The organism is Streptomyces sp. NBC_00259 (genome assembly GCF_036181745.1).
GTDB lineage: Bacteria > Actinomycetota > Actinomycetes > Streptomycetales > Streptomycetaceae > Streptomyces > Streptomyces pratisoli.
In genome coordinates this window covers 1,330,705-1,350,198 of the sequence record NZ_CP108080.1, presented here as the reverse complement: position 1 = coordinate 1,350,198, position 19,494 = coordinate 1,330,705, and the positions used below count along the sequence as shown (strand labels likewise).

At 72.0% G+C, this 19,494-nt stretch carries 19 protein-coding genes and 1 pseudogene; 13 read left to right on the top strand and 7 right to left on the bottom strand.

Annotated elements, in window-relative coordinates; genetic code table 11:
• The first annotated feature begins 27 nt into the window (after positions 1–27).
• Both OG766_RS06070 and OG766_RS06065 read left to right on the top strand, forming a co-directional pair.
• Positions 28–474, top strand: a complete 447-nt coding sequence (locus OG766_RS06070) for a GNAT family N-acetyltransferase (protein WP_266375664.1) — start codon at positions 28–30, stop codon at positions 472–474.
• A 51-nt stretch (positions 475–525) separates the two neighbouring features.
• Complete coding sequence (locus OG766_RS06065) at positions 526–1,098, top strand: histidine phosphatase family protein (protein WP_266375666.1); 573 nt, start codon at positions 526–528, stop codon at positions 1,096–1,098.
• A 36-nt stretch (positions 1,099–1,134) separates the two neighbouring features.
• Here the strand turns inward: OG766_RS06065 and OG766_RS06060 are convergent, their stop codons facing one another.
• Positions 1,135–1,965: an ArsR/SmtB family transcription factor gene (locus OG766_RS06060; RefSeq protein ID WP_266375668.1), complete on the bottom strand. Its 831-nt coding sequence runs from the start codon at positions 1,963–1,965 to the stop codon at positions 1,135–1,137.
• Between the two features lie 242 nt (positions 1,966–2,207).
• Between OG766_RS06060 and OG766_RS06055 the strand changes: the two genes are divergently transcribed.
• From OG766_RS06055 to OG766_RS06015, 9 genes and pseudogenes are all read left to right on the top strand, one after another.
• Positions 2,208–2,564, top strand: coding sequence for a YciI family protein (locus tag OG766_RS06055; RefSeq protein ID WP_266375670.1), 357 nt, complete (start codon positions 2,208–2,210; stop codon positions 2,562–2,564).
• Entirely contained in the window at positions 2,561–3,817 is a 1,257-nt protein-coding gene (locus OG766_RS06050; RefSeq protein WP_328724706.1) for an RNA polymerase sigma factor, read from the top strand. The genes OG766_RS06055 and OG766_RS06050 overlap by 4 nt, the downstream gene beginning before the upstream one ends.
• Before the next feature lie 174 nt (positions 3,818–3,991).
• A complete protein-coding gene (locus OG766_RS06045; RefSeq protein ID WP_328727430.1) occupies positions 3,992–4,801 on the top strand; it encodes a class I SAM-dependent methyltransferase in 810 nt (269 codons plus the stop codon).
• Between the two features lie 95 nt (positions 4,802–4,896).
• Positions 4,897–5,698 (top strand): annotated as a pseudogene (locus OG766_RS06040) (methyltransferase domain-containing protein).
• Between the two features lie 381 nt (positions 5,699–6,079).
• Positions 6,080–7,108, top strand: coding sequence for an N-acetyl-gamma-glutamyl-phosphate reductase (argC, locus tag OG766_RS06035; protein WP_328724705.1), 1,029 nt, complete (start codon positions 6,080–6,082; stop codon positions 7,106–7,108).
• Positions 7,105–8,259 (top strand): bifunctional glutamate N-acetyltransferase/amino-acid acetyltransferase ArgJ, encoded by a 1,155-nt coding sequence (argJ, locus tag OG766_RS06030; protein WP_266375676.1) that lies wholly within the window; start codon positions 7,105–7,107, stop codon positions 8,257–8,259. The genes argC and argJ overlap by 4 nt, the downstream gene beginning before the upstream one ends.
• Before the next feature lie 23 nt (positions 8,260–8,282).
• Complete coding sequence (gene argB / locus OG766_RS06025; RefSeq protein WP_266375678.1) at positions 8,283–9,188, top strand: acetylglutamate kinase; 906 nt, start codon at positions 8,283–8,285, stop codon at positions 9,186–9,188.
• Positions 9,185–10,375, top strand: coding sequence for an acetylornithine transaminase (locus OG766_RS06020; protein ID WP_266375680.1), 1,191 nt, complete (start codon positions 9,185–9,187; stop codon positions 10,373–10,375). The genes argB and OG766_RS06020 overlap by 4 nt, the downstream gene beginning before the upstream one ends.
• Before the next feature lie 7 nt (positions 10,376–10,382).
• Positions 10,383–10,919: an arginine repressor gene (locus tag OG766_RS06015; protein WP_266375682.1), complete on the top strand. Its 537-nt coding sequence runs from the start codon at positions 10,383–10,385 to the stop codon at positions 10,917–10,919.
• A gap of 199 nt (positions 10,920–11,118) precedes the next feature.
• Here OG766_RS06015 and OG766_RS06010 read toward each other — a convergent pair whose 3' ends face one another.
• From OG766_RS06010 to OG766_RS05990, 5 genes are all read right to left on the bottom strand, one after another.
• A complete protein-coding gene (locus OG766_RS06010; RefSeq protein ID WP_328727429.1) occupies positions 11,119–11,871 on the bottom strand; it encodes an FAD:protein FMN transferase in 753 nt (250 codons plus the stop codon).
• Positions 11,872–11,909: 38 nt separating this feature from the next.
• Complete coding sequence (locus OG766_RS06005) at positions 11,910–12,470, bottom strand: FMN-binding protein (RefSeq protein ID WP_266375685.1); 561 nt, start codon at positions 12,468–12,470, stop codon at positions 11,910–11,912.
• Between the two features lie 8 nt (positions 12,471–12,478).
• Positions 12,479–13,810 (bottom strand): ferredoxin reductase family protein, encoded by a 1,332-nt coding sequence (locus tag OG766_RS06000; protein ID WP_266378227.1) that lies wholly within the window; start codon positions 13,808–13,810, stop codon positions 12,479–12,481.
• Positions 13,811–13,972: 162 nt separating this feature from the next.
• Positions 13,973–14,563, bottom strand: a complete 591-nt coding sequence (locus OG766_RS05995) for a pyridoxamine 5'-phosphate oxidase family protein (RefSeq protein WP_266375687.1) — start codon at positions 14,561–14,563, stop codon at positions 13,973–13,975.
• Positions 14,469–15,983: a hypothetical protein gene (locus OG766_RS05990; protein WP_328724703.1), complete on the bottom strand. Its 1,515-nt coding sequence runs from the start codon at positions 15,981–15,983 to the stop codon at positions 14,469–14,471. Before OG766_RS05990 ends, OG766_RS05995 begins: the two co-directional genes overlap by 95 nt.
• Before the next feature lie 130 nt (positions 15,984–16,113).
• On the opposite strand from OG766_RS05990, the gene OG766_RS05985 reads away from it, so the two are divergent.
• Entirely contained in the window at positions 16,114–17,307 is a 1,194-nt protein-coding gene (locus tag OG766_RS05985; protein WP_266375689.1) for an argininosuccinate synthase, read from the top strand.
• 137 nt (positions 17,308–17,444) lie between these two features.
• Positions 17,445–18,872 carry an argininosuccinate lyase gene (gene argH / locus OG766_RS05980; protein ID WP_266375690.1) on the top strand — a complete coding sequence of 476 codons (1,428 nt, stop codon included), beginning with the start codon at positions 17,445–17,447 and terminating at the stop codon, positions 18,870–18,872.
• Positions 18,873–18,944: 72 nt separating this feature from the next.
• Here the strand turns inward: argH and OG766_RS05975 are convergent, their stop codons facing one another.
• Positions 18,945–19,451 (bottom strand): HAD domain-containing protein, encoded by a 507-nt coding sequence (locus OG766_RS05975; RefSeq protein ID WP_328724701.1) that lies wholly within the window; start codon positions 19,449–19,451, stop codon positions 18,945–18,947.
• Positions 19,452–19,494: the final 43 nt, after the last annotated feature.

Genomic DNA, 19,494 nt, shown 5'->3' with positions numbered 1-19,494 from the left:
CGGCGGGGTGTCTGCGAAGGTACGCCGATGAGTGACACGACAGCCCTCCCCGCCGCGTACGAGATCTCCAACGACCCCGGCCGGCTCGACCCCGCCCGGATCCACCGCTGGCTCTCCACCGACGCCTACTGGGCACTCGGCCGCAGCCGGGAACAGCAGGACCGGGCCATCGAGGGGTCCCTCAACTTCGGTGCGTACGACCGGACTTCCGGCGAGCTCGTCGCGTACGCGCGCGTCGTCACCGACCGGGCCACGTTCGCCTGGCTGTGCGACGTCTACGTCGACAGGGCCGCGCGCGGAAAGGGGATCGGTACGGCGCTCGTCGAGGCGGTGCGCGACCATCTCGGACCGCTCGGGCTGCGACGGGTCCTGCTCGCCACCGATGACGCCCATGGCGTTTACGCGAAGGCCGGATTCGTACCGCTCGGTGACCCGCAGAAGTGGATGGCCCTCGGTCCCGGTGAACTTCGTTAACGGTCAGTAACCCCTCTTGACCTGGGGCGTGCTCGGCATCACGATCCCGCCATGAGTGTTCGGGTCACCCTTGTCACCGCCGCGCGCTGTGCCTCCCGGCTGGCCGAGCGCTTCGACGACGACCGGCCGCTGGACGAGGCCGGCTGGCACGATGTGCAGCTCGCCGCGCCCGCGCTCGTCCCCCTGGGCGCGGCAGAGCTGCGCTACTGCTCGCCGACCGCCCGCAGCCGGGCCACCGCCGACGCGCTCGGCTACGCCCCGCTGGCGCAGCCCGCGCTGAGCGACTGCGACATGGGCCGGTGGCGGGGCTTCACGTTCGCCGAGGTGGCGGCCGTGGAGCCGGACGCGGTCGACGAATGGCTCGCCGATCCGCGCTCGGCACCGCACGGCGGCGAGCCGCTGCTGCGCTTCATCACGCGGATAGGGGGCTGGCTCGACACCCGTCCCGCCGACGACGGCAGTTCCGTCCTGGCCGTCGCCGAACCCGCCGTCGTACGGGCCGCGCTCGTGTACGCGCTGAAGGCCCCGCCCGGCACGTACTGGAACGTGGACGTCCGGCCGCTGTCCACGGTCGTCCTGACCGGCAGGGCGGGCCGCTGGAACCTGCGCCTGGAGAACGGCTGACACGCTGACACGACGAGGCGCGTCCCGCCGCGGTCGCTACGGGGACTGCTCCTGCGGTTCCGGCAGGGTCTCGCCCGTCTCCAGCAGGGTCTTGAGGCTCGACAGGATCGCCGGCCAGCCGCCGCTGACGCCCTCCAGGACCGTGCTCCCCGGCTCGAAGCCGTCGTGCACGACGGTCAGCCTGACCATCTCCCCGACCGGCTCGATCTCGAACGTCACCTTCGACCGGGGCTCCCCGGCCACCTTGGCGGCGACCTCGCCGTCGAGCCCGCAGGCCTCGGCGAACTCGGGCGTGAAGGTGTGCCAGGTGTAGGACAGCCGCCGTCCGGGCTCGGATTCGAGGACGACCTGGGCCGGGTCGGCCAGCGTGATGCCGAACTGCTCCCACGCCATCTCCGAGCCCGCCTTCCAGTCGGAGGCGAAGGTCACCCCCCAGTAGCGCCGGGTGAAGGCCGGATCGGTCAGCGCCTGCCAGAGCTTCTCGGGAGTGGTCCTGATGTACGTGGTGTAGACGAATGCGGGGGTGTCGCTCGGGGTGTCACTCGGGTTGTCGCCCATGGGTTCTCGCTCCAATGCGGCCTTCAGGTCGGCGAGGGCGCGCACGCGCTCGCGGTCGTACCGGCTGATCCAGCGCTCGGCGATGGCGTTGATCGGTACGGCGTTGAGGTAGTGCAGCTTCTCCCGGCCGCGACGGACCGTGGTCACCAGGCCGGCCGCTTCCAGTACGGCCAGGTGCTTGCTGACGGACTGCCTGGCCATCTCCAGCCCGGCGCACAGCTCCCGCAGGCTCTGCCCGTTGCGGGCGTTGAGACTGTCGAGCAGCCTGCGGCGGCTGGGGTCGGCCAGCGCCTTGAACACCTCGTCCACCGATGCGTCTCCACCGTCCTCCGATATGCAGCCAATCGGCTGCATGAAATATAGGCAGCCGGGTGGCTGCACGTCAATCGGCGCCGACTTTTCCCGGTGGGGGTGTCGATCCGCGCCGGGCCCGTTCGTATAGAGGGTGAGAAGCCGGACCACGCCGGACCACGCCGGACGACGCCGGACGACGCCGGACCACGCCGGACCACGGCGGAGGGACGCCGGCGGTCGACGCAAGGAGAAGTGCGATGAGGCAGTACCTGCTCAGCATCTACCAGCCCGACGGGGACCCGCCGCCGCCGGAGTTCCTGGAGCCGGTCATGCGGAATCTGGAGGCGTTGAACGCCGAGATCAGGGAGGCGGGGGCCTGGGTGTTCGCCGGGGGCCTGTTCCCGCCGAGCACGGCCACGGTGCTGAAGTTCACGGACGAGGAGGTGCTCATGACCGACGGGCCCTTCGTCGAGGGCAAGGAGCACCTCGGCGGCTTCACGATCATCCAGGCGCCCGATCTCGACGCCGCGCTCGACTGGGGCCGCAAGTACGCCCGCGTCCTCGCCCCTCTGTCCATCGAGGTCAGGCCGATGGAGCACGGAAGCTGCGGGTGAGGTCGGGATCCGGGGTGCCGGAGGTGTCGGCGGCGGCCGTGGAGCGCGTGTTCCGTCAGGAGTACGGGCGCGCGGTCGCCGTCCTGGTCCGCGTCTTCGGCGACATCGACGTCGCCGAGGAGGCGGTCCAGGACGCGTTCGCCACGGCGGTCGAGCGCTGGCCGGCCGACGGGCTGCCGCCGAGCCCGGCGGGCTGGATCATCACCACCGCCCGCAACCGCGCCGTCGACCGGCTGCGCCGGGAGGCGTCCCGCGAGGACCGGCACGCCCAGGCCGCCCTGCTGTTCGCCGCCGACGAACCGGCCGAGGAGGGTCCCGTGCGTGACGACCGGCTGCGTCTGATCTTCAGCTGCTGCCATCCCGCCCTCGCCCCGGCCGCGCGGGTCGCGCTCACCCTGCGGCTCGTCGGCGGGCTCAGCACCGCCGAGATCGCCGGCGCCTTCCTGGTGTCCGAGCCGACGATGGCCCAGCGTCTCGTCCGCGCCAAGGGCAAGATCCGGGACGCGGGCATCCCGTACCGGGTGCCCGCCGACGCCGATCTCCCCGACCGCCTCCGTGCCGTGCTGGCGGTCGTCTACCTCGTCTTCAACGAGGGCTACGCGGCCTCCTCGGGCGAGGCGCTCGTCCGCGAGGACCTCTGTACGGAGGCTGTTCGCCTCGGCCGGCTCCTGCGCGAACTCATGCCCGACGAGCCGGAGGTCATGGGCCTGCTGGCGCTCATGCTGCTCGTCGAGTCCCGCCGGGCCACCCGCACCGGCCCGGACGGCCGGCTGGTGCTGCTGGCCGACCAGGACCGCACCCGCTGGGACCGGGACCTCGTCGCCGAGGGCCAGGCTCTCGTCCGCCGCTGTCTGCGCCTGGGCCGGCCGGGCCCGTACCAGATCCAGGCGGCGATCAACGCCGTCCACAGCGACGCCCCGACCGCGTCCGCCACCGACTGGCGGCAGATCCTCCGGCTCTACGACCAGCTCTACGCGCTCGCCCCGACCCCGGTCGTGGCTCTCAACCGCGCGGTCGCGGTGGCCGAGACCGAGGGCCCCGGGCCCGCACTCGCCGTCGTGGACGGCCTCGGTCTCGACACCTACCACGTCTTCCACGCCGTCCGCGCCGACCTGCTGCGCCGGCTGGACCGCCACGAGGAGGCGGCACGCGCGTACGAGGCGGCCGCCGCCCTGGCCGGCAACGCGGCCGAACGGGACTTCCTGCGGCGACGCGGCGAGGCGCTGGGCCGGGCGGGGCGTTCGCCGCACTGACGCGGCGCTTGCCGCGCCTTGCATCACCGGGCAAGCGTGCACGTCCACGCGACATCCGTTCAAACGGATTCCACAGGGCGCTACCCGTCACTGCCGACAGGGGCCTCGGGCGGTGGGCTAGTGTCTCCGCTTCACGCTGATCCTGGGTCCGGGCTGGGGAGGGTGCCGGTGTCCGTGACGGGCTTCGACAGGAGTGAGCGGCTGATCTGGGCAGGCCGGGGTGCTCCCTATGCCGGGAGTTTCGCCAGGCTGTGCGCCTACCCGGTACCGCAGTTGCTCGACGCCGCCGAGGTGGGGCCCGGTGTGCGCATGCTGGATGTGGGTACGGGGCCGGGCACGGTCGCTGCCGCCGGATGCGCCCGGGGCGCGAGGGTCGTGGCCGTGGACGCGGAGCCCAGCATGGTCGATCTGGCCGGGCCGGCCGTGCCCGAGGCCGATGTGCGCGTCGCCGTCCTGCCCGAACTTCCCTTCGGCGACGCGGAGTTCGACGCCGTCGTGGGCAACTTCGTGCTCAACCACGTGGGCCGGCCGAGGGCGGCCCTGGCCGAACTGCGCCGCGTCGTGAGGCCGGACGGGTGGATCGCGCTGACGATCTGGGCGGCGCCACCGGCACCGGGACAGGCTCTGATCGGCCGCGCGATCCAGGCCGCCGGTGCCGTGCGCCCACCGCACCTGCCCGCGGGCCTCGCCCCTGACGAGGACTTTCCCCGTGACGAGAGCGGCCTGACGGGCCTGATGGAGTCGACGGGGCTGCGCGAGGTGGCCTGCGAGACGCTGCGCTGGGACCACCGCGCGGACGCCGAGGAGTGGTGGAGCGGCCCTGCGTCCGGTGTGGCGTTCGGCGGGCAGATGGTACAGAGCCAGACCCCTCGGACACGCGCCGAGATCAAGCGCCACTTCGATCTGTTCAGCGCGGAGTTCGCCGGCCCGGAGGGTGTACTCACCCTGCCGCACGCGGCCTTGCTCGCCCGCGCCCGCCGCTGAGCTTGCGCCGACTGCCGAGCCCCGGCCTTCTCGGCCGGGCTTCGGCGTCGCCTCGAACGCGTAGCGCACGACTGCCCCTCTGCCAGAATCGCGACATGGCTGAGCACGACACGGATCGCGGCTACCTCCTGGACAACCGGCGTCGGAGGCGGGGATCCGGTTCGACGCCCTCAGCGAGCTGTTAGATCCGGTGACGTTCCGGCACGTCGACCGGCTCGGGATCGCCCCCGGCATGCGGTGCTGGGAGGTCGGTGCCGGTGGTCCGTCCGTACCTCTCGGGCTGGCCGAGCGGGTCGGTCCGAGGGAACGGTGGTCGCCACCGACATCGACGTGTCCTGGACCCGGGACATCGCCGGTGGCGTGATCGAGGTGCTGCGCCACGACGTGTCGGCCGACCCGCCGCCGTCCGGGGGCTTCGACCTCGTCCACGCCCGGCTGGTCCTGGTGCATGTCACCGACCGCGCCGAGGCGCTGCGCCGGATGGTGCAGGCGCTGCGGCCCGGCGGCCGGCTGCTGCTGGAGGACGCGGACCCGGGGTTGCAGCCGCTGCTCTGTCCGGACGAGTCGGGTCCCGAAGAGCGGCTCGCCAACCGGTTGCGATCGGGCTTCCGCACGTTGATGGCGGCGCGCGGCGCGGACCTCGCGTACGGGCGGACTCTGCCCAGGCTGCTGCGCGAGGCCGGTCTGGACGACGTCCGGGCCGACGCGTACTTCCCGATCGCCTCGCCGGCGTGTGCCGTCCTCGAGGCCACGACCGTGCGGCAGATCCGCGCCCGTCTGGTGGCGGCGGGGCTCGCCACCGACGAGGAGATCGACCGCCACCTGGCGAACGGCGCCACCGGCCGCCTCGACCTGGCCACCGCCCCGATGGTCTCGGCGTGGGGGCGGCGCGCCTAGCCGTGCGGACGCTCGGCATTCGCCCGGAGCCTGCGCCTGGGACCCCGCACCCCTGTAGCCCTTCGGGCGTGCGGGGTGCCTCCGGCCCTCGTCCTCGTACGTCCCGTACGAGGATGACCTCCCTCAACCTCCGGCCGGGGGCCCCGCGCCCCATCGGCACGGCCCGGCCTTCTGCTCTTCCCCGTCTGTTTCCGTGAAAACCTCGCAGGTCAGAAGACCGATCGCTACTCTCCCGCCGACCGGAGCGCTCAGCTCCGCCACCTCGGGCGCCCGTCCGCCGGCCGAGGGCCCGGTCGTCGGAGCGCTTCGTCCCGGACCGGGCCTGCGTTGCATAAAGCTGCGATGGTGCGTATAGTCATGCCATCGATCATGGAGGGTCCGATGCCAGTACGTGCAGCAGTCGCGGGAGCGAGCGGATACGCGGGTGGGGAACTGCTCCGCCTGCTCCTCGCGCACCCCGGGGTCGAGATCGGCGCCCTGACCGCGAACTCCAACGCCGGGCAGCGGCTCGGCGCGCTGCAGCCTCACCTACTGCCGCTCGCCGACCGGGTGCTCGCGGCGACCACCCCGGAGATCCTCGCCGGGCACGACGTCGTGTTCCTCGCGCTGCCGCACGGCCAGTCCGCCGCGGTCGCCGAGCAGCTCGGTGACGAGGTCCTCGTGGTCGACATGGGCGCCGACTTCCGCCTGGCGGACCCTGCGGACTGGGAGCGGTTCTACGGCTCGGCGCACGCGGGTACGTGGCCCTACGGCCTTCCCGAACTGCCGGGCGCCCGCGCCGCGCTGGAGGGGTCCAAGCGCATCGCGGTGCCCGGTTGCTACCCGACGGCCGTCTCGCTCGCCCTCTTCCCGGCGTACGCGGGCGGTCTCGCCGAGCCCGAGGCCGTGATCACCGCGGCCAGCGGTACCTCCGGTGCGGGCAAGGCCCTCAAGCCGCATCTGCTCGGCTCCGAGGTCATGGGCTCCATGAGTCCGTACGGCGTCGGCGGCGGCCACCGGCACACCCCCGAGATGATCCAGAACCTCAGCGCGGTCGCGGGCGAACCCGTCACCGTCTCGTTCACCCCCACCCTCGCGCCCATGCCCCGCGGCATCCTCGCCACCTGCAGCGCCAAGGCGAAGCCGGGCACGACCGCCGACGCCGTACGGGCCGCGTACGAGAAGGCGTACGCGGACGAGCCCTTCGTCCGGCTGCTCCCCGAGGGGCAGTGGCCCGCCACCGCGTCCGTCTACGGTTCCAACGCCGTTCAGGTGCAGGTCGCCCACGACGCGTCCGCCGGCCGCATCATCGCGATCAGCGCCATCGACAACCTCACCAAGGGCACGGCGGGCGGCGCGGTCCAGAGCATGAACATCGCCCTGGGTCTCGACCAGACCACGGGCCTTTCCACGATCGGAGTGGCACCTTGAGCGTCACCGCTGCACAGGGATTCACGGCCGCGGGCATCGCCGCCGGAATCAAGGCGAACGGCAACCCCGACCTGGCCCTCGTGGTCAACGACGGACCGCGCCACGCCGCCGCGGGTGTCTTCACCTCCAACCGTGTCAAGGCCGCCCCGGTCCTCTGGTCCGAGCAGGTCCTCAAGGGCGGCGCCGTCTCCGCGGTCGTCCTCAACTCCGGCGGCGCCAACGCCTGCACCGGCCCCCAGGGCTTCCAGGACACCCACGCCACCGCGGAGAAGGCCGCCCAGGTCCTTCAGGGCCACAGCGCAGGCGAGATCGCCGTCGCCTCCACCGGACTCATCGGTGAGCTGCTGCCCATGGACAAGCTGCTGCCCGGCATCGAGAAGGCCGCCACCGAACTCAGCGCGCACGGCGGCGAGAAGGCCGCCATCGCCATCAAGACCACCGACACCGTCCACAAGACGGCCGTCGTCACCAAGGACGGCTGGACCGTCGGCGGCATGGCCAAGGGCGCGGGCATGCTCGCCCCCGGCCTCGCCACCATGCTCGTCGTCCTCACCACCGACGCCGACCTGGACAGCGCCACGCTCGACAAGGCGCTGCGCGACGCCACCCGGCTCACCTTCGACCGGGTCGACTCCGACGGCTGCATGTCCACCAACGACACCGTGCTGCTGCTGGCCTCCGGCGCCTCCGGCACCACCCCGGAGTACGGGGAGTTCGCCGACGCCGTACGGGACGTCTGCGACGACCTCGCCCGGCAGCTCATCGGCGACGCCGAGGGCGCCAGCAAGGACATCCGGATCGAGGTGGTCAACGCCGCGAGCGAGGACGACGCCGTCGAGGTGGGCCGCTCCATCGCCCGGAACAACCTCCTCAAGTGCGCCATCCACGGCGAGGACCCCAACTGGGGCCGGGTGCTGTCCGCCATCGGCACGACGAAGGCCGCCTTCGAGCCCGACCGGCTGAACGTCGCGATCAACGACGTCTGGGTGTGCCGCAACGGGTCCGTCGGCGAGGACCGGGACCTCGTCGACATGCGCTACCGCGAGGTGAGGATCACCGCCGACCTCGCCGCCGGGTCCGCGTCCGCCGTCATCTGGGCCAACGACCTGACCGCCGACTACGTCCACGAGAACAGCGCCTACTCCTCCTGAGGACCAGGGAGATCACGGAGCCGATGAGCACCCGCAAGCACACCGCACTCCCCAAGGCGCAGACCTTGATCGAGGCACTGCCGTGGCTCACCCGCCACCATGGCAAGACGGTCGTCATCAAATTCGGCGGCAACGCCATGGTCGACGAGGAACTCAAGGCCGCATTCGCCCAGGACGTCGTCTTCCTGCGGCACGCCGGCATCAAGCCCGTCGTCGTGCACGGCGGCGGGCCGCAGATCAGCGCCCAGCTGGACAAGCACGGGCTCGTCAGCGAGTTCAAGGCCGGGCTGCGCGTGACGACGCCCGAGGCCATGGACGTCGTACGCATGGTCCTCGCCGGACAGGTACAGCGCGAGCTGGTCGGGCTGCTCAACCAGCACGGCCCGCTCGCCATCGGCCTCACCGGCGAGGACGCCCACACCATCACCGCCACCAAGCACCGCCCGACCATCGACGGCGAACTCGTCGACATCGGCCGGGTCGGCGAGATCACCGCGATCGACACGGGTGCGATCAAGGCGCTCCTGGACGACGGCCGGATCCCGGTCGTCTCCTCCATCGCCCGCTCCGCCGACGACGGCCATGTGTACAACGTCAACGCCGACACCGCCGCGGCCGCGCTCGCCGCCGCGCTCGGCGCCGAGACCCTGATGGTCCTCACCGATGTCCAGGGCCTCTACGAGGACTGGCCGAACAGCGACGAGGTGATCAGCCGGCTCACCGCCACCGAACTGGAGAAGCTGCTGCCCGAGCTCTCCAGCGGAATGGTCCCCAAGATGCAGGGCTGTCTGCACGCCGTACGCAACGGCGTCAACACCGCGCGCGTCATCGACGGCCGGGTGCAGCACTCCATCCTGCTGGAGATCTTCACCGACGAGGGCATCGGCACGATGGTCGTGCCCGACGGCACAGAAGGGGCAAAGGCATGAGCGGCCAGGAGTTCACGCGGCGCTGGCAGGGCTCCATGATGGACAACTACGGCACGCCGAAGCTGTCCCTGGTGCGCGGCGAGGGCGCGAAGGTCTGGGACGCCGACGGGACCGAGTACCTGGACTTCGTCGGCGGCATCGCCGTCAACGCCCTCGGGCACGCCCACCCCGCCGTCGTCGAGGCCGTGTCGCAGCAGATCGCCACGCTCGGGCACGTGTCGAACCTGTTCATCGCCGAGCCGCCGGTCGCTCTCGCCGAACGGCTGCTCCAGCTCTCCGGCCGCCCGGGCCGCGTCTTCTTCTGCAACTCCGGCGCCGAGGCCAACGAAGCCGCCTTCAAGATCGGCCGTCTGACGGGACGCCGGCACATGGTCGCCACCGAGGGCGGCTTCCACGGCCGGACCATGGGCGCCCTCGCGCTCACCGGCCAGCCCGCCAAGCAGCAGCCCTTCCTGCCGCTTCCGGGCGACGTCACGCACGTACCGTACGGGGACGTCGAGGCGCTGCGGGCCGCCGTCACCGAGGACACCGCCCTGGTGATCGTCGAGCCGGTCCAGGGCGAGAACGGTGTCGTCGTGCCGCCGCCCGGCTATCTCCAGGCCGCCCGCGAGATCACCCGCGCCACCGGCACCCTCCTCGTCCTCGACGAGGTGCAGACCGGCATCGGCCGCAGCGGTCACTGGTTCGAGTACCAGGCCCACGAGGGGGTCGACCCGGACGTCGTCACCCTGGCCAAGGGTCTCGGCGGCGGACTGCCGCTCGGCGCGACCATCGCCTTCGGCCCGGCCGCCGAACTGCTGCGGCCCGGGCAGCACGGCACCACCTTCGGCGGCAATCCGGTCGCCTGCGCCGCCGGGCTCGCCGTGCTCAGGACCCTCGACGGAACGCTCGACGAGGTGAAGCGGACCGGCGAGCTGCTGAGGGACGGAATCGAGTCCCTCGGGCATCCGCTGGTCTCCCATGTCCGTGGCACCGGCCTGCTGCTGGGTATCGTGCTCACCGAGCCCTTCGCAGCCCAGGTGCAGCAGGCGGCTCAGGGTGCCGGCCTCCTGGTCAACGCGCCCGCCCCCGATGTCGTAAGGATCATGCCGCCGCTGATCATCGGCGACGCGGAGGTGGACGCCTTCCTCCGGGCGCTTCCCGGCATCCTCGACGAGATTCATGGGGACGGACGATCCGGAGAATGAGACGACGATGACCGATGCGCAGGACACCGAGCACGGAGGCCAATCCGTGCCGCAGACCCGCACGGCCCGCCACCGCCGGATCGTGGACATCCTCAACCGGCAGCCGGTGCGCTCGCAGAGCCAGCTCGCCAAGCTGCTCGCCGACGACGGACTGAGCGTCACCCAGGCCACGCTCTCCCGCGACCTCGACGAGCTCGGCGCGGTGAAGATCCGCAACACCGGGGGCGAACTCATCTACGCGGTCCCGAGCGAGGGCGGATTCCGCACCCCGCAGGCGCCGCTCGGCGAGTCCGCGAAGGAGGAGCGGATGCGCCGGCTCTCCGGTGAACTGCTCATCTCCGCGGAGGCCTCGGCGAACCTGGTGGTGCTGCGTACGCCGCCCGGCGCGGCCCAGTTCCTCGCGTCGGCCATCGACCAGGCCGAACTGCACGCGATTCTCGGCACGATCGCGGGCGACGACACCCTCCTGCTCATCTCGCGCGACCCGGCGGGCGGAAAGGCACTCGCCGACCACCTGCTGCGCCTGGCCCAGAACGACCGCTGACGCCCCGGGCGCCTCTGCGGCAGGGCCGCGTCCTGCGCCTGCCGGAGCGCCATCGGCCGGCCTGGGCGCCGTCGGCCGCCCAACGGCCGTTCCGGTGGCCCCGGCCGTCGCAGCGGCCACGCGGCGGCGGAGGGCCCCCGTAGCCGCGGAGGCGGCGCCTGCCTTCGGGCGGCGCCGCGCCATCGGCCGCCCACGGCCCTCAGGCGGCGCGGTCGTTCGGGCGGTCCGGGTTCGCCATGTGGCGGGCGAAGCCGCGGGTCTGCCAGGTGCCGCCGTCCATGGTGACGGCGAAGCCCTCCGTGTGCGGCAGCTCCTCCAGCCAGTCGCGGGCCCGGTCGCCCATGGCGTACGCCGCCGTCGCCCGGGCGTCGGCCTGGGTGAGGCCCGGGGTGACCACCGTCAGGGAGGCGACACCGCCGGCCGGGGGGCCGCCGGTGTGCGGATCGACGATGTGACAGCCGCGCTCGGCCGGGCCCGAGGTGGCGACGGCGAGGCCGTCGTGCGCCTCGACGACCGTGACCAGCCCGCCGGGGCAGAGCGGGTCGGAGATGCCGACCCGCCACGGGCCGCCGTACAGCTGGATGTCGCCGCCGCCGTTCAGACAGACCGCGGCGGCACCGGAAGAGGCGAGCATGCGCACCGCGCGCTCCACCGCCCAGCCCTTGACCAGCCCGGTGGGGTCGAGCCCGCCGGCGTACCGGGTGGTGAACCAGCCGTCGCTCAGGCGCTCCTCCGTCTCGCAGTGCCGGAACACCTCGGCCACCTCGGCCCCGCAGTCCGCCAGAGTGAGTTCACCCCTGGCGAGACGGCTGACCCGGCTGTCCTCGCGGAAGGTCGAGAAGACCTCGTCCACGCGGTGCAGGGAGGCCACGGCGGCGACGAGTCCGGCGCGCATGCGCGCGCCGTCGCAGTCCGGCGCCATCCGTACGTCGAACGAGAACACCGTGCCCATCGCGTGCTCGACATGACGCAGTCGTGTCCGGTCCGATGTCACAGGCCGGCCTTGTCCAGAGCGCTCTGGAGGGACGTGATGTACCCCTGGCTGGTGTACGAGGCCCCTGAGACGGCGTCGATCTGCGCGCTCTGGGCCGCGACGGCCGCCTTGTTGAGCTGCGGTACGGCGTCGGCGGCGATCCGGCGGCTGTTGGCGTCGGAGGCCGGCGCCTTGACCGCGTCGGCCGCGGTGATCCGGCCGCCGGCCACCGTCAGCCGTACCTGCACCGGCCCGTACTGGGTCGCGGCCTCGTTCCCGAGGACCGTCTGCCCGCCGGCGGGTTCGGCCCCGCCACCCGCGGGCTCACCTCCGCCAGCGGCCGGTTCGCCTCCACCCGCACCGGGTTCGCCTCCGCCGCCTGCCGGTTCGCCTTCGCCGACCGGTTCGCCTCCACCGCCGGCGGGTGCCGGGGCGGCGGGCTGTACGGCGCCACCGGCCTGCGGCGGGGGCCCCGCCACCTGCGTACCCGGCTGTTTCACGGCGAGCAGCAGGACGACGGCCGAGGCGGTTCCGGCGACGCTCAGAACGATCCGGCGCAGTGGGTGTTTCCTCTTCACGGACGGCCTCACATCTCGAAGGACTCGTGATGGATACGGCGCGACGGCACTCCCGCCGCCCGCAGTGCGTTGTACGACTCCTCGGCGAGACCGGGCGGCCCGCAGAGGTAGACGTCGTGCTCATCGATGTCCGGCAGCACTTCCTTGAGCCGCTCGGTGGTGATCTCGGGGCGTGCCCCGTCCGGCCCGTTCACGGCGTACATGAGCCGTGCCTCCCGCGTCTGGGCGATCTGCTGCAGCTCGCTCCAGAGGGCCAGGTCCTCCGTCGAACCGGCCCGGTAGAGCAGGGAGAGGTCCCCCGGCCCGCCGGGCAGCGTCTCGAACAGGGCCCGCAGCGGTGTGATGCCGGCTCCGCCGGCGATCAGCAGCACCTTGTTGCGGCTCCGCCGCCCCGCGGTCATCGCTCCGTACGGACCCTCCGCCCAGACCCGGGTGCCGGGCTCCAGTTCGGCGAGCGCCGTGCTGTGCTCGCCGACGGCCTTGACGGTGATGCGCAGCAGATCCGGCCGGGGCGGGGCGGACAGGGAGTAGGGGTTGGAGCTCCAGCGCAGGCCCTCGGTGAGGAAGCGCCAGCGGAAGAACTGGCCGGCCTCGGCGCCGAGCCGGTGCAGCCGCCGCCCGGTGATCAGCACGGAGACCACGCCGGGGGCCTCGTCCACGACGGATTCCACCCGCATCCGGTGCCTGAGGTTGAGCCGTACGGGCGCCAGCAGCCGGTACCAGACCAGCAGCGCGCCGACCGTGGCGTACCCCACGTACCAGACCGTGCGGGCGGTCGGGTTGGCCACGAACTCCGCGCCGGCGGCCAGCTGGTGCCAGAAGGTCAGATACACGGCGACGTACGTCAGCAGATGCAGGTAGTACCAGGTCTCGTAGCGCATACGACGGCGCACGACGCCGGCCGAGACGAAGCCGATCACCAGCAGCAACCCGGTGCCGATCGCCGCCTCGATCATCTCGGGGAAGTCGACGACGACGGTGACGGTCTGCTCGACGAGACCGGTGCGTGCCTGGACGGAGTATCCCCAGATCGTCAGCACGACATGGGCGACGACGAGACTGATCGCGTACCGGCCGCTCATCGCGTGCCAGCGGGTCGCCCGGTCGGAGCCCACCCGCCGTTCCAGTGCCGGGACACGCGCCATCTGCAGCACCACGAGCGCGATCATGTAGCCGCCGAGCAGGCCCGTGATCCGGCCCGCCCCGATCAGCCACTCGGCCGTGTCCATATGGACCACCGCCGTGTTGTCCCACCACAGCCACAGGACGGCCATCGCGCCCGCCCAGGCCACCACCAGCAGCATCGCCGCGGGATTGCGGCGCGGCCGGATCGCACGCATGGTCTGGCGCCGCGCGGCCCGACCGCTCTGAATGATCGCCACCGCTGCTCCTCGCCTGCTCCGTATCGCTCACGTGAATACGCAGAGGAGGGCCGGGGAGTTCAACGGGCGGGGCGGTTACCTTCCTCGTTCGTCGGACGAGGTGGTTCCCTTCCCCGTTCGTCAGACGGGCCGGTCCGTGCGCGCGGGCAGCGGAAGCGGCAGCGCCGGCAGTCCGTCCAGGCTCACGCCCACGTACGGCTTGCTCTCGCAGTACGCGCCGAACTCGTCGTCCGTCTTCCGCCCCAGGTGCTCCGCGTGCTGCGTACGCTCCTCGCGGTAGTCCATGAACGGCACGGCGAACCCGCACGCGTCACTGATCCGCCGGGCACGCACCACGATGACCGCACGGGCCCCGGCCCCGTCCGCGCCCTCGAAGTACGGGAGGAACTCCGCCCATCGCGGATCGTCGCGGAAGACCGCCTCGCCCTCACCGTGCACCCGCAGCACCTTCGGCGGACCGCTGAACGCGCACCACATGAGGGTGATGCGCCCGTTCTCCCGCACATGCGCGATGGTCTCCGCGCCGCTCCCGCCGAAGTCCAGGTACGCCAGGGTCAGCTCGTCGACGACGACGAGCGTGCCCTTGCGGCCCTTGGGGGAGAGGTTGACGTGTCCGTCAGCCGCGAGTGGGGCGGTGGCGGCGAAGAAAACGGGCTGCTCTTCGATGAAGCTCCGAATACGGCCTTCGATGCGCTCGTACGTCTGTCCCATGGGAGGGATTATCGAACGGCGGGGCCTCCGCCCGCTGTTCGTTCCGGTCCTCGACACCGCACCGCCACCGCAGCCGCCGCATGACGTCGTCGCTGAACAGGTGTGTGCAGCGGTCCAGCAGTGCGGCCACTTCGGTCGGGTCGTGGTCCTCGCCCACCGGCGGGTCCCACTGCTGGATCGTGGGCCCGGCCAGGGCGCGGATCGAAGGGTCCTCATCGTCCAGCAGACGTACCGCGGCGCGCAGTTGTACGACTCCGCCCCGGGCCCGTAGCAGCCGGAAGGCCGCCCGCCGCGTGTGCACCGGCCGCGAGGCGTCGAGCCGCCGTGCGAGCCATTCCTCCGGCAGCCGGCGGGCCGACGGGAGCAGCGCGGAGACCGTCTCCCGCGCGACGGCGGGCGCCGGGTCGTCGAGCAGCGGCCGCAGCCGCTCCGTGTCCGCCCTGTCGAGTACGCGCAGTCCGGCGACTGCCCGGGCCCGCACCGCCGGGACCGGGTGGCCGACCAGCGGCCACAGCAGCGCGGCGTCGGCACTCCCGCCGCATTCGGCGAGACCGAGAGGAGCCCAGCCCGGTATGCCGGGGTCGCCCGGGTCGGCGCACAGCGCGCGGTAGAGCGGCAGCGGGTCGACGCCGCCCTGCCGCAGCACATAGCGGGCGCAGGCCCGCACGAGCCCTGAGCGGTCGGTCAGGTACGGCCGCGCCTCGGCGTGGCGGCCGGCCTTGCGCAGCGCGGTGACTCCCACGGCCCGTACGCCGGGCTGCCGCGAACCCAGCAGCGGCTCGATCACGGCGTCGCCGACGGCGTCCGCATGGACGAGGGCGGCCTCGGCGCACAGGTGCTGGACGACGGTGTCGGCGTCGGCCGCGGCGGTGCGGGCGAGGCGGACCGGCGAGAGCAGTCCGCGTTCGACGGCGATGCCGTGGGCGAAGCGGCGCGTGCCCCGGTCCTCGGCGGCCAGCAGGGGTTCGAGGTCCGTGAGCGCGGCGGACCGCACGAGCGCCGCGAGGGTGTCCCGGGCGAAGGCACCGCGCTCACGGCGTGCCACGTGCAGAACGAGCGCGGTGAGGGGCACCAGGGCCTCGGGGGCCGTGGCGGCGAGCAGCGGCGGGAGCAGTGCCCGGGCCCGTTCGCGTACCGGAGCGGCCCAGTCCGCGGTGCGGATCACGACGAGCGGCACCAGCTCGGGCAGGGCGGCGGCCCGCTCCAGGGCCTCCTCCCGGACGCGGCCGTCGTGGTGGCACAGGGCGAAGGCGGGTTCGCTCGTGCCCCGTCCGGCCAGGACGTCGTGGTCGGCCCACCGCGCGGCGCGGACGTCGATGTCGAAGCCCACCCAGTCTCCGGGGTCCGTCCCATCGAGTGCCTCGTGGAGCGGAACGCCCTGTGCGACGCGTTCCAGGGCCGCGTATTCCCTGCTCAGCATGGCCCGAGCCTACGGAGGGCGGTCGTCGGCGGGCATCCGGTTTATGCGCCGCTTCATGCGCCGCGTTGACAAAACATACGGTGGACCGCATAGTTATACCCATCACCGAATGCACCGTAAGGAGAATCCCGTGACCGAGCGCGTCGTACTCGCCTACTCGGGCGGTCTGGACACCTCCGTCGCCATCGGCTGGATCGCCGAGGAGACGGGCGCCGAGGTCATCGCCGTTGCCGTGGACGTCGGCCAGGGCGGCGAGGACCTGGACGTCATCCGCAAGCGCGCGCTCGCCTGCGGTGCCGTGGAGGCCGAGGTCGCGGACGCCAAGGACGAGTTCGCCGAGGAGTACTGCCTCCCGGCGATCAAGGCCAACGCCCTGTACATGGACCGCTACCCGCTGGTCTCCGCCCTCTCCCGGCCCACGATCGTCAAGCACCTCGTCGCCGCCGCCAAGAAGCACGGCGCCGGCATCGTCGCCCACGGGTGCACCGGCAAGGGCAACGACCAGGTGCGCTTCGAGGCCGGTATCCAGGCCCTCGGCCCCGACCTGAAGTGCATCGCCCCGGTCCGTGACTACGCGATGACCCGGGACAAGGCGATCGCCTTCTGTGAGGAGAAGCAGCTCCCGATCGCGACCACCAAGAAGTCGCCGTACTCCATCGACCAGAACGTCTTCGGACGGGCCGTCGAGACCGGCTTCCTGGAGGACATCTGGAACGCGCCGATCGAGGACATCTACGAGTACACCTCCAACCCGGCCATGTCCCGCGAGGCCGACGAGGTGGTCATCTCCTTCAAGGAGGGCGTCCCGGTCGCCATCGACGGCAAGCCCGTCACCGTCCTGCAGGCCATCCAGCAGCTCAACGAGCGGGCCGGCGGCCAGGGCATCGGCCGGATCGACATGGTCGAGGACCGGCTCGTGGGCATCAAGTCCCGTGAGGTGTACGAGGCCCCGGGCGCGATCGCGCTGATCACCGCCCACCAGGAGCTGGAGAACGTCACGGTCGAGCGCGAGCTGGCCCGCTACAAGCGGCAGGTCGAGCAGCGCTGGGGCGAGCTGGTCTACGACGGCCTGTGGTTCTCCCCGCTCAAGCGCGCCCTGGACGGCTTCATCAACGAGGCGAACCAGCACGTCACCGGCGACATCCGGATGACCCTGCACGGCGGCCGCGCCGTCGTCACCGGCCGGAGGTCGCAGGAGTCGCTGTACGACTTCAACCTCGCCACCTACGACTCGGGCGACACGTTCGACCAGTCGAAGGCGCAGGGCTTCATCGACATCTTCGGTCTGTCGTCGAAGATCGCCGCGAAGCGCGACCTGGCGTAACCCCCGTACGTTACCCACGTACGCAGAACCGGCCGCCTCCCCGCTCCTCCGCGCCAGGTGGGGATCCCCCGGGGCCCGCGAGTGCCCGGGGGGAGGCGGCACATCCACAGCCCGGCACGACGCGAGGAGCAGAGCACGTGAGCAGCAACAACGGTGATGTCCGGCTGTGGGGCGGCCGCTTCGCCGACGGGCCGGCCGAGGCCCTGGCCAAGCTGTCCGCCTCGGTCCACTTCGACTGGCGGCTCGCGCCGTACGACATCGCCGGCTCCCGTGCCCACGCGCGCGTACTCCACAAGGCCGGCCTGCTGACCGCCGACGAGCTGGAGCGGATGCTCGCCGGACTCGACCGGCTCGAAGCGGACGTCGCCGACGGCTCCTTCGTCGGCACCATCGCCGACGAGGACGTCCACACCGCCCTGGAGCGTGGCCTGCTGGAGCGGCTCGGCGCCGACCTCGGCGGCAAGCTGCGCGCCGGCCGGTCCCGCAACGACCAGGTCGCCACGCTGTTCCGGATGTACCTGCGCGATCACGCCCGGATCATCGGCGGGCTGATCGCCGAGCTCCAGGACGCGCTGGTGGGGCTGGCGGAGGCGCACCCGGACGTCGCCATGCCCGGCCGTACGCACCTCCAGCACGCCCAGCCGGTGCTCTTCGCCCACCACGTGCTGGCGCACGTCCAGTCGCTCCTGCGGGACGCCGAGCGGCTGCGGCAGTGGGACGAGCGGACCGCCGTCTCGCCGTACGGCTCCGGGGCGCTCGCCGGATCGTCGCTCGGCCTCGACCCGGAGGCGGTGGCGAAGGACCTCGGCTTCGAGCACGGAAGCGCGGGCAACTCCATCGACGGCACGGCGTCGCGCGACTTCGTCGCCGAGTTCGCCTTCATCACCGCGATGATCGGGGTGAACCTCTCGCGGATCGCCGAGGAGGTCATCATCTGGAACACGAAGGAGTTCTCCTTCGTGACCCTCCACGACGCGTTCTCCACCGGCTCGTCGATCATGCCGCAGAAGAAGAACCCGGACATCGCCGAGCTGGCGCGCGGCAAGTCCGGCCGGCTCATCGGCAACCTCACCGGCCTGCTCGCCACGCTGAAGGCGCTGCCGCTCGCGTACAACCGCGATCTGCAGGAGGACAAGGAGCCGGTCTTCGACTCCTGCGACCAGCTCGAGGTGCTGCTGCCCGCCTTCACCGGGATGATGGCCACGCTGACCGTCAACCGCGAGCGGATGGAGGAGCTGGCCCCGGCCGGTTTCTCGCTCGCCACCGACATCGCCGAGTGGCTGGTGAAGCAGGGCGTGCCGTTCCGCGTGGCGCACGAGGTCGCGGGGGAGTGCGTCAAGGAGTGCGAGGTGCACGGGATCGAGCTGGACCAGCTCACCGACGAGCAGTTCGCGAAGATCTCCCCGCATCTGACGCCCGAGGTGCGGACCGTCCTGGACGTCCCGGGCGCGCTGGCCTCCCGCGACGGACGGGGCGGTACCGCCCCGTCGGCGGTCGCCGTCCAGCTCGCCGAGGTCAAGGCCGACCTGGCCGTTCAGCACGCCTGGGCGACCGCCAAGCTCTGACGCCCGGCCCGCAGGCCACGGCAACAGCAAGAAGGTCAACAGCAACAGCAACAGCAACAGCAAGAGCTACTGCTACAGCGCCGCCGCCCAGTCCGCGAGCGCGTCGAAGTCCGGCCGGACCAGCCCGATCCGGTGGTCGACGTGCAGCAACAGGGCGGCGGCGAGGTGCTTCTGCTCCACGAACTCGCGGTCGAGCCGTGTGATCTCGTCGTCGATCCAGGCGAACGGCCGCCCGGCCGCGTACGTCAGCACGTACTGCGTCTTCCAGTACGTCCCGTGCGGCGAGGCGCCGTGCATCACGGGCCAGTCGATGAAGGGCAGTTCCGGCAGCCCCAGATGCGGGCCGACCCACTCATTGGCCTCGCCCTTCCAGGTCGTGGCCCACACCAGCTCGTACCTGTCGGCGAGCGCCAGGAGTTCCTCGCCGTGCGCCGGGTTGAGCCAGACCCGCAGCGGCTTGTCGTGCGTCCAGCCGCTCGGGCGCATCCGGTGCGTCGTATAGCCCTCCGAGCGGCGCTGCGGCTTCCCGCCGTACGGATTGAGCGGGCCGTCGATGTCGATCAGTAGCAGCGGCTTCATGTGCACAGCTTTCCTTCCGTGCCTCGGAGAGGCATCTGATTAT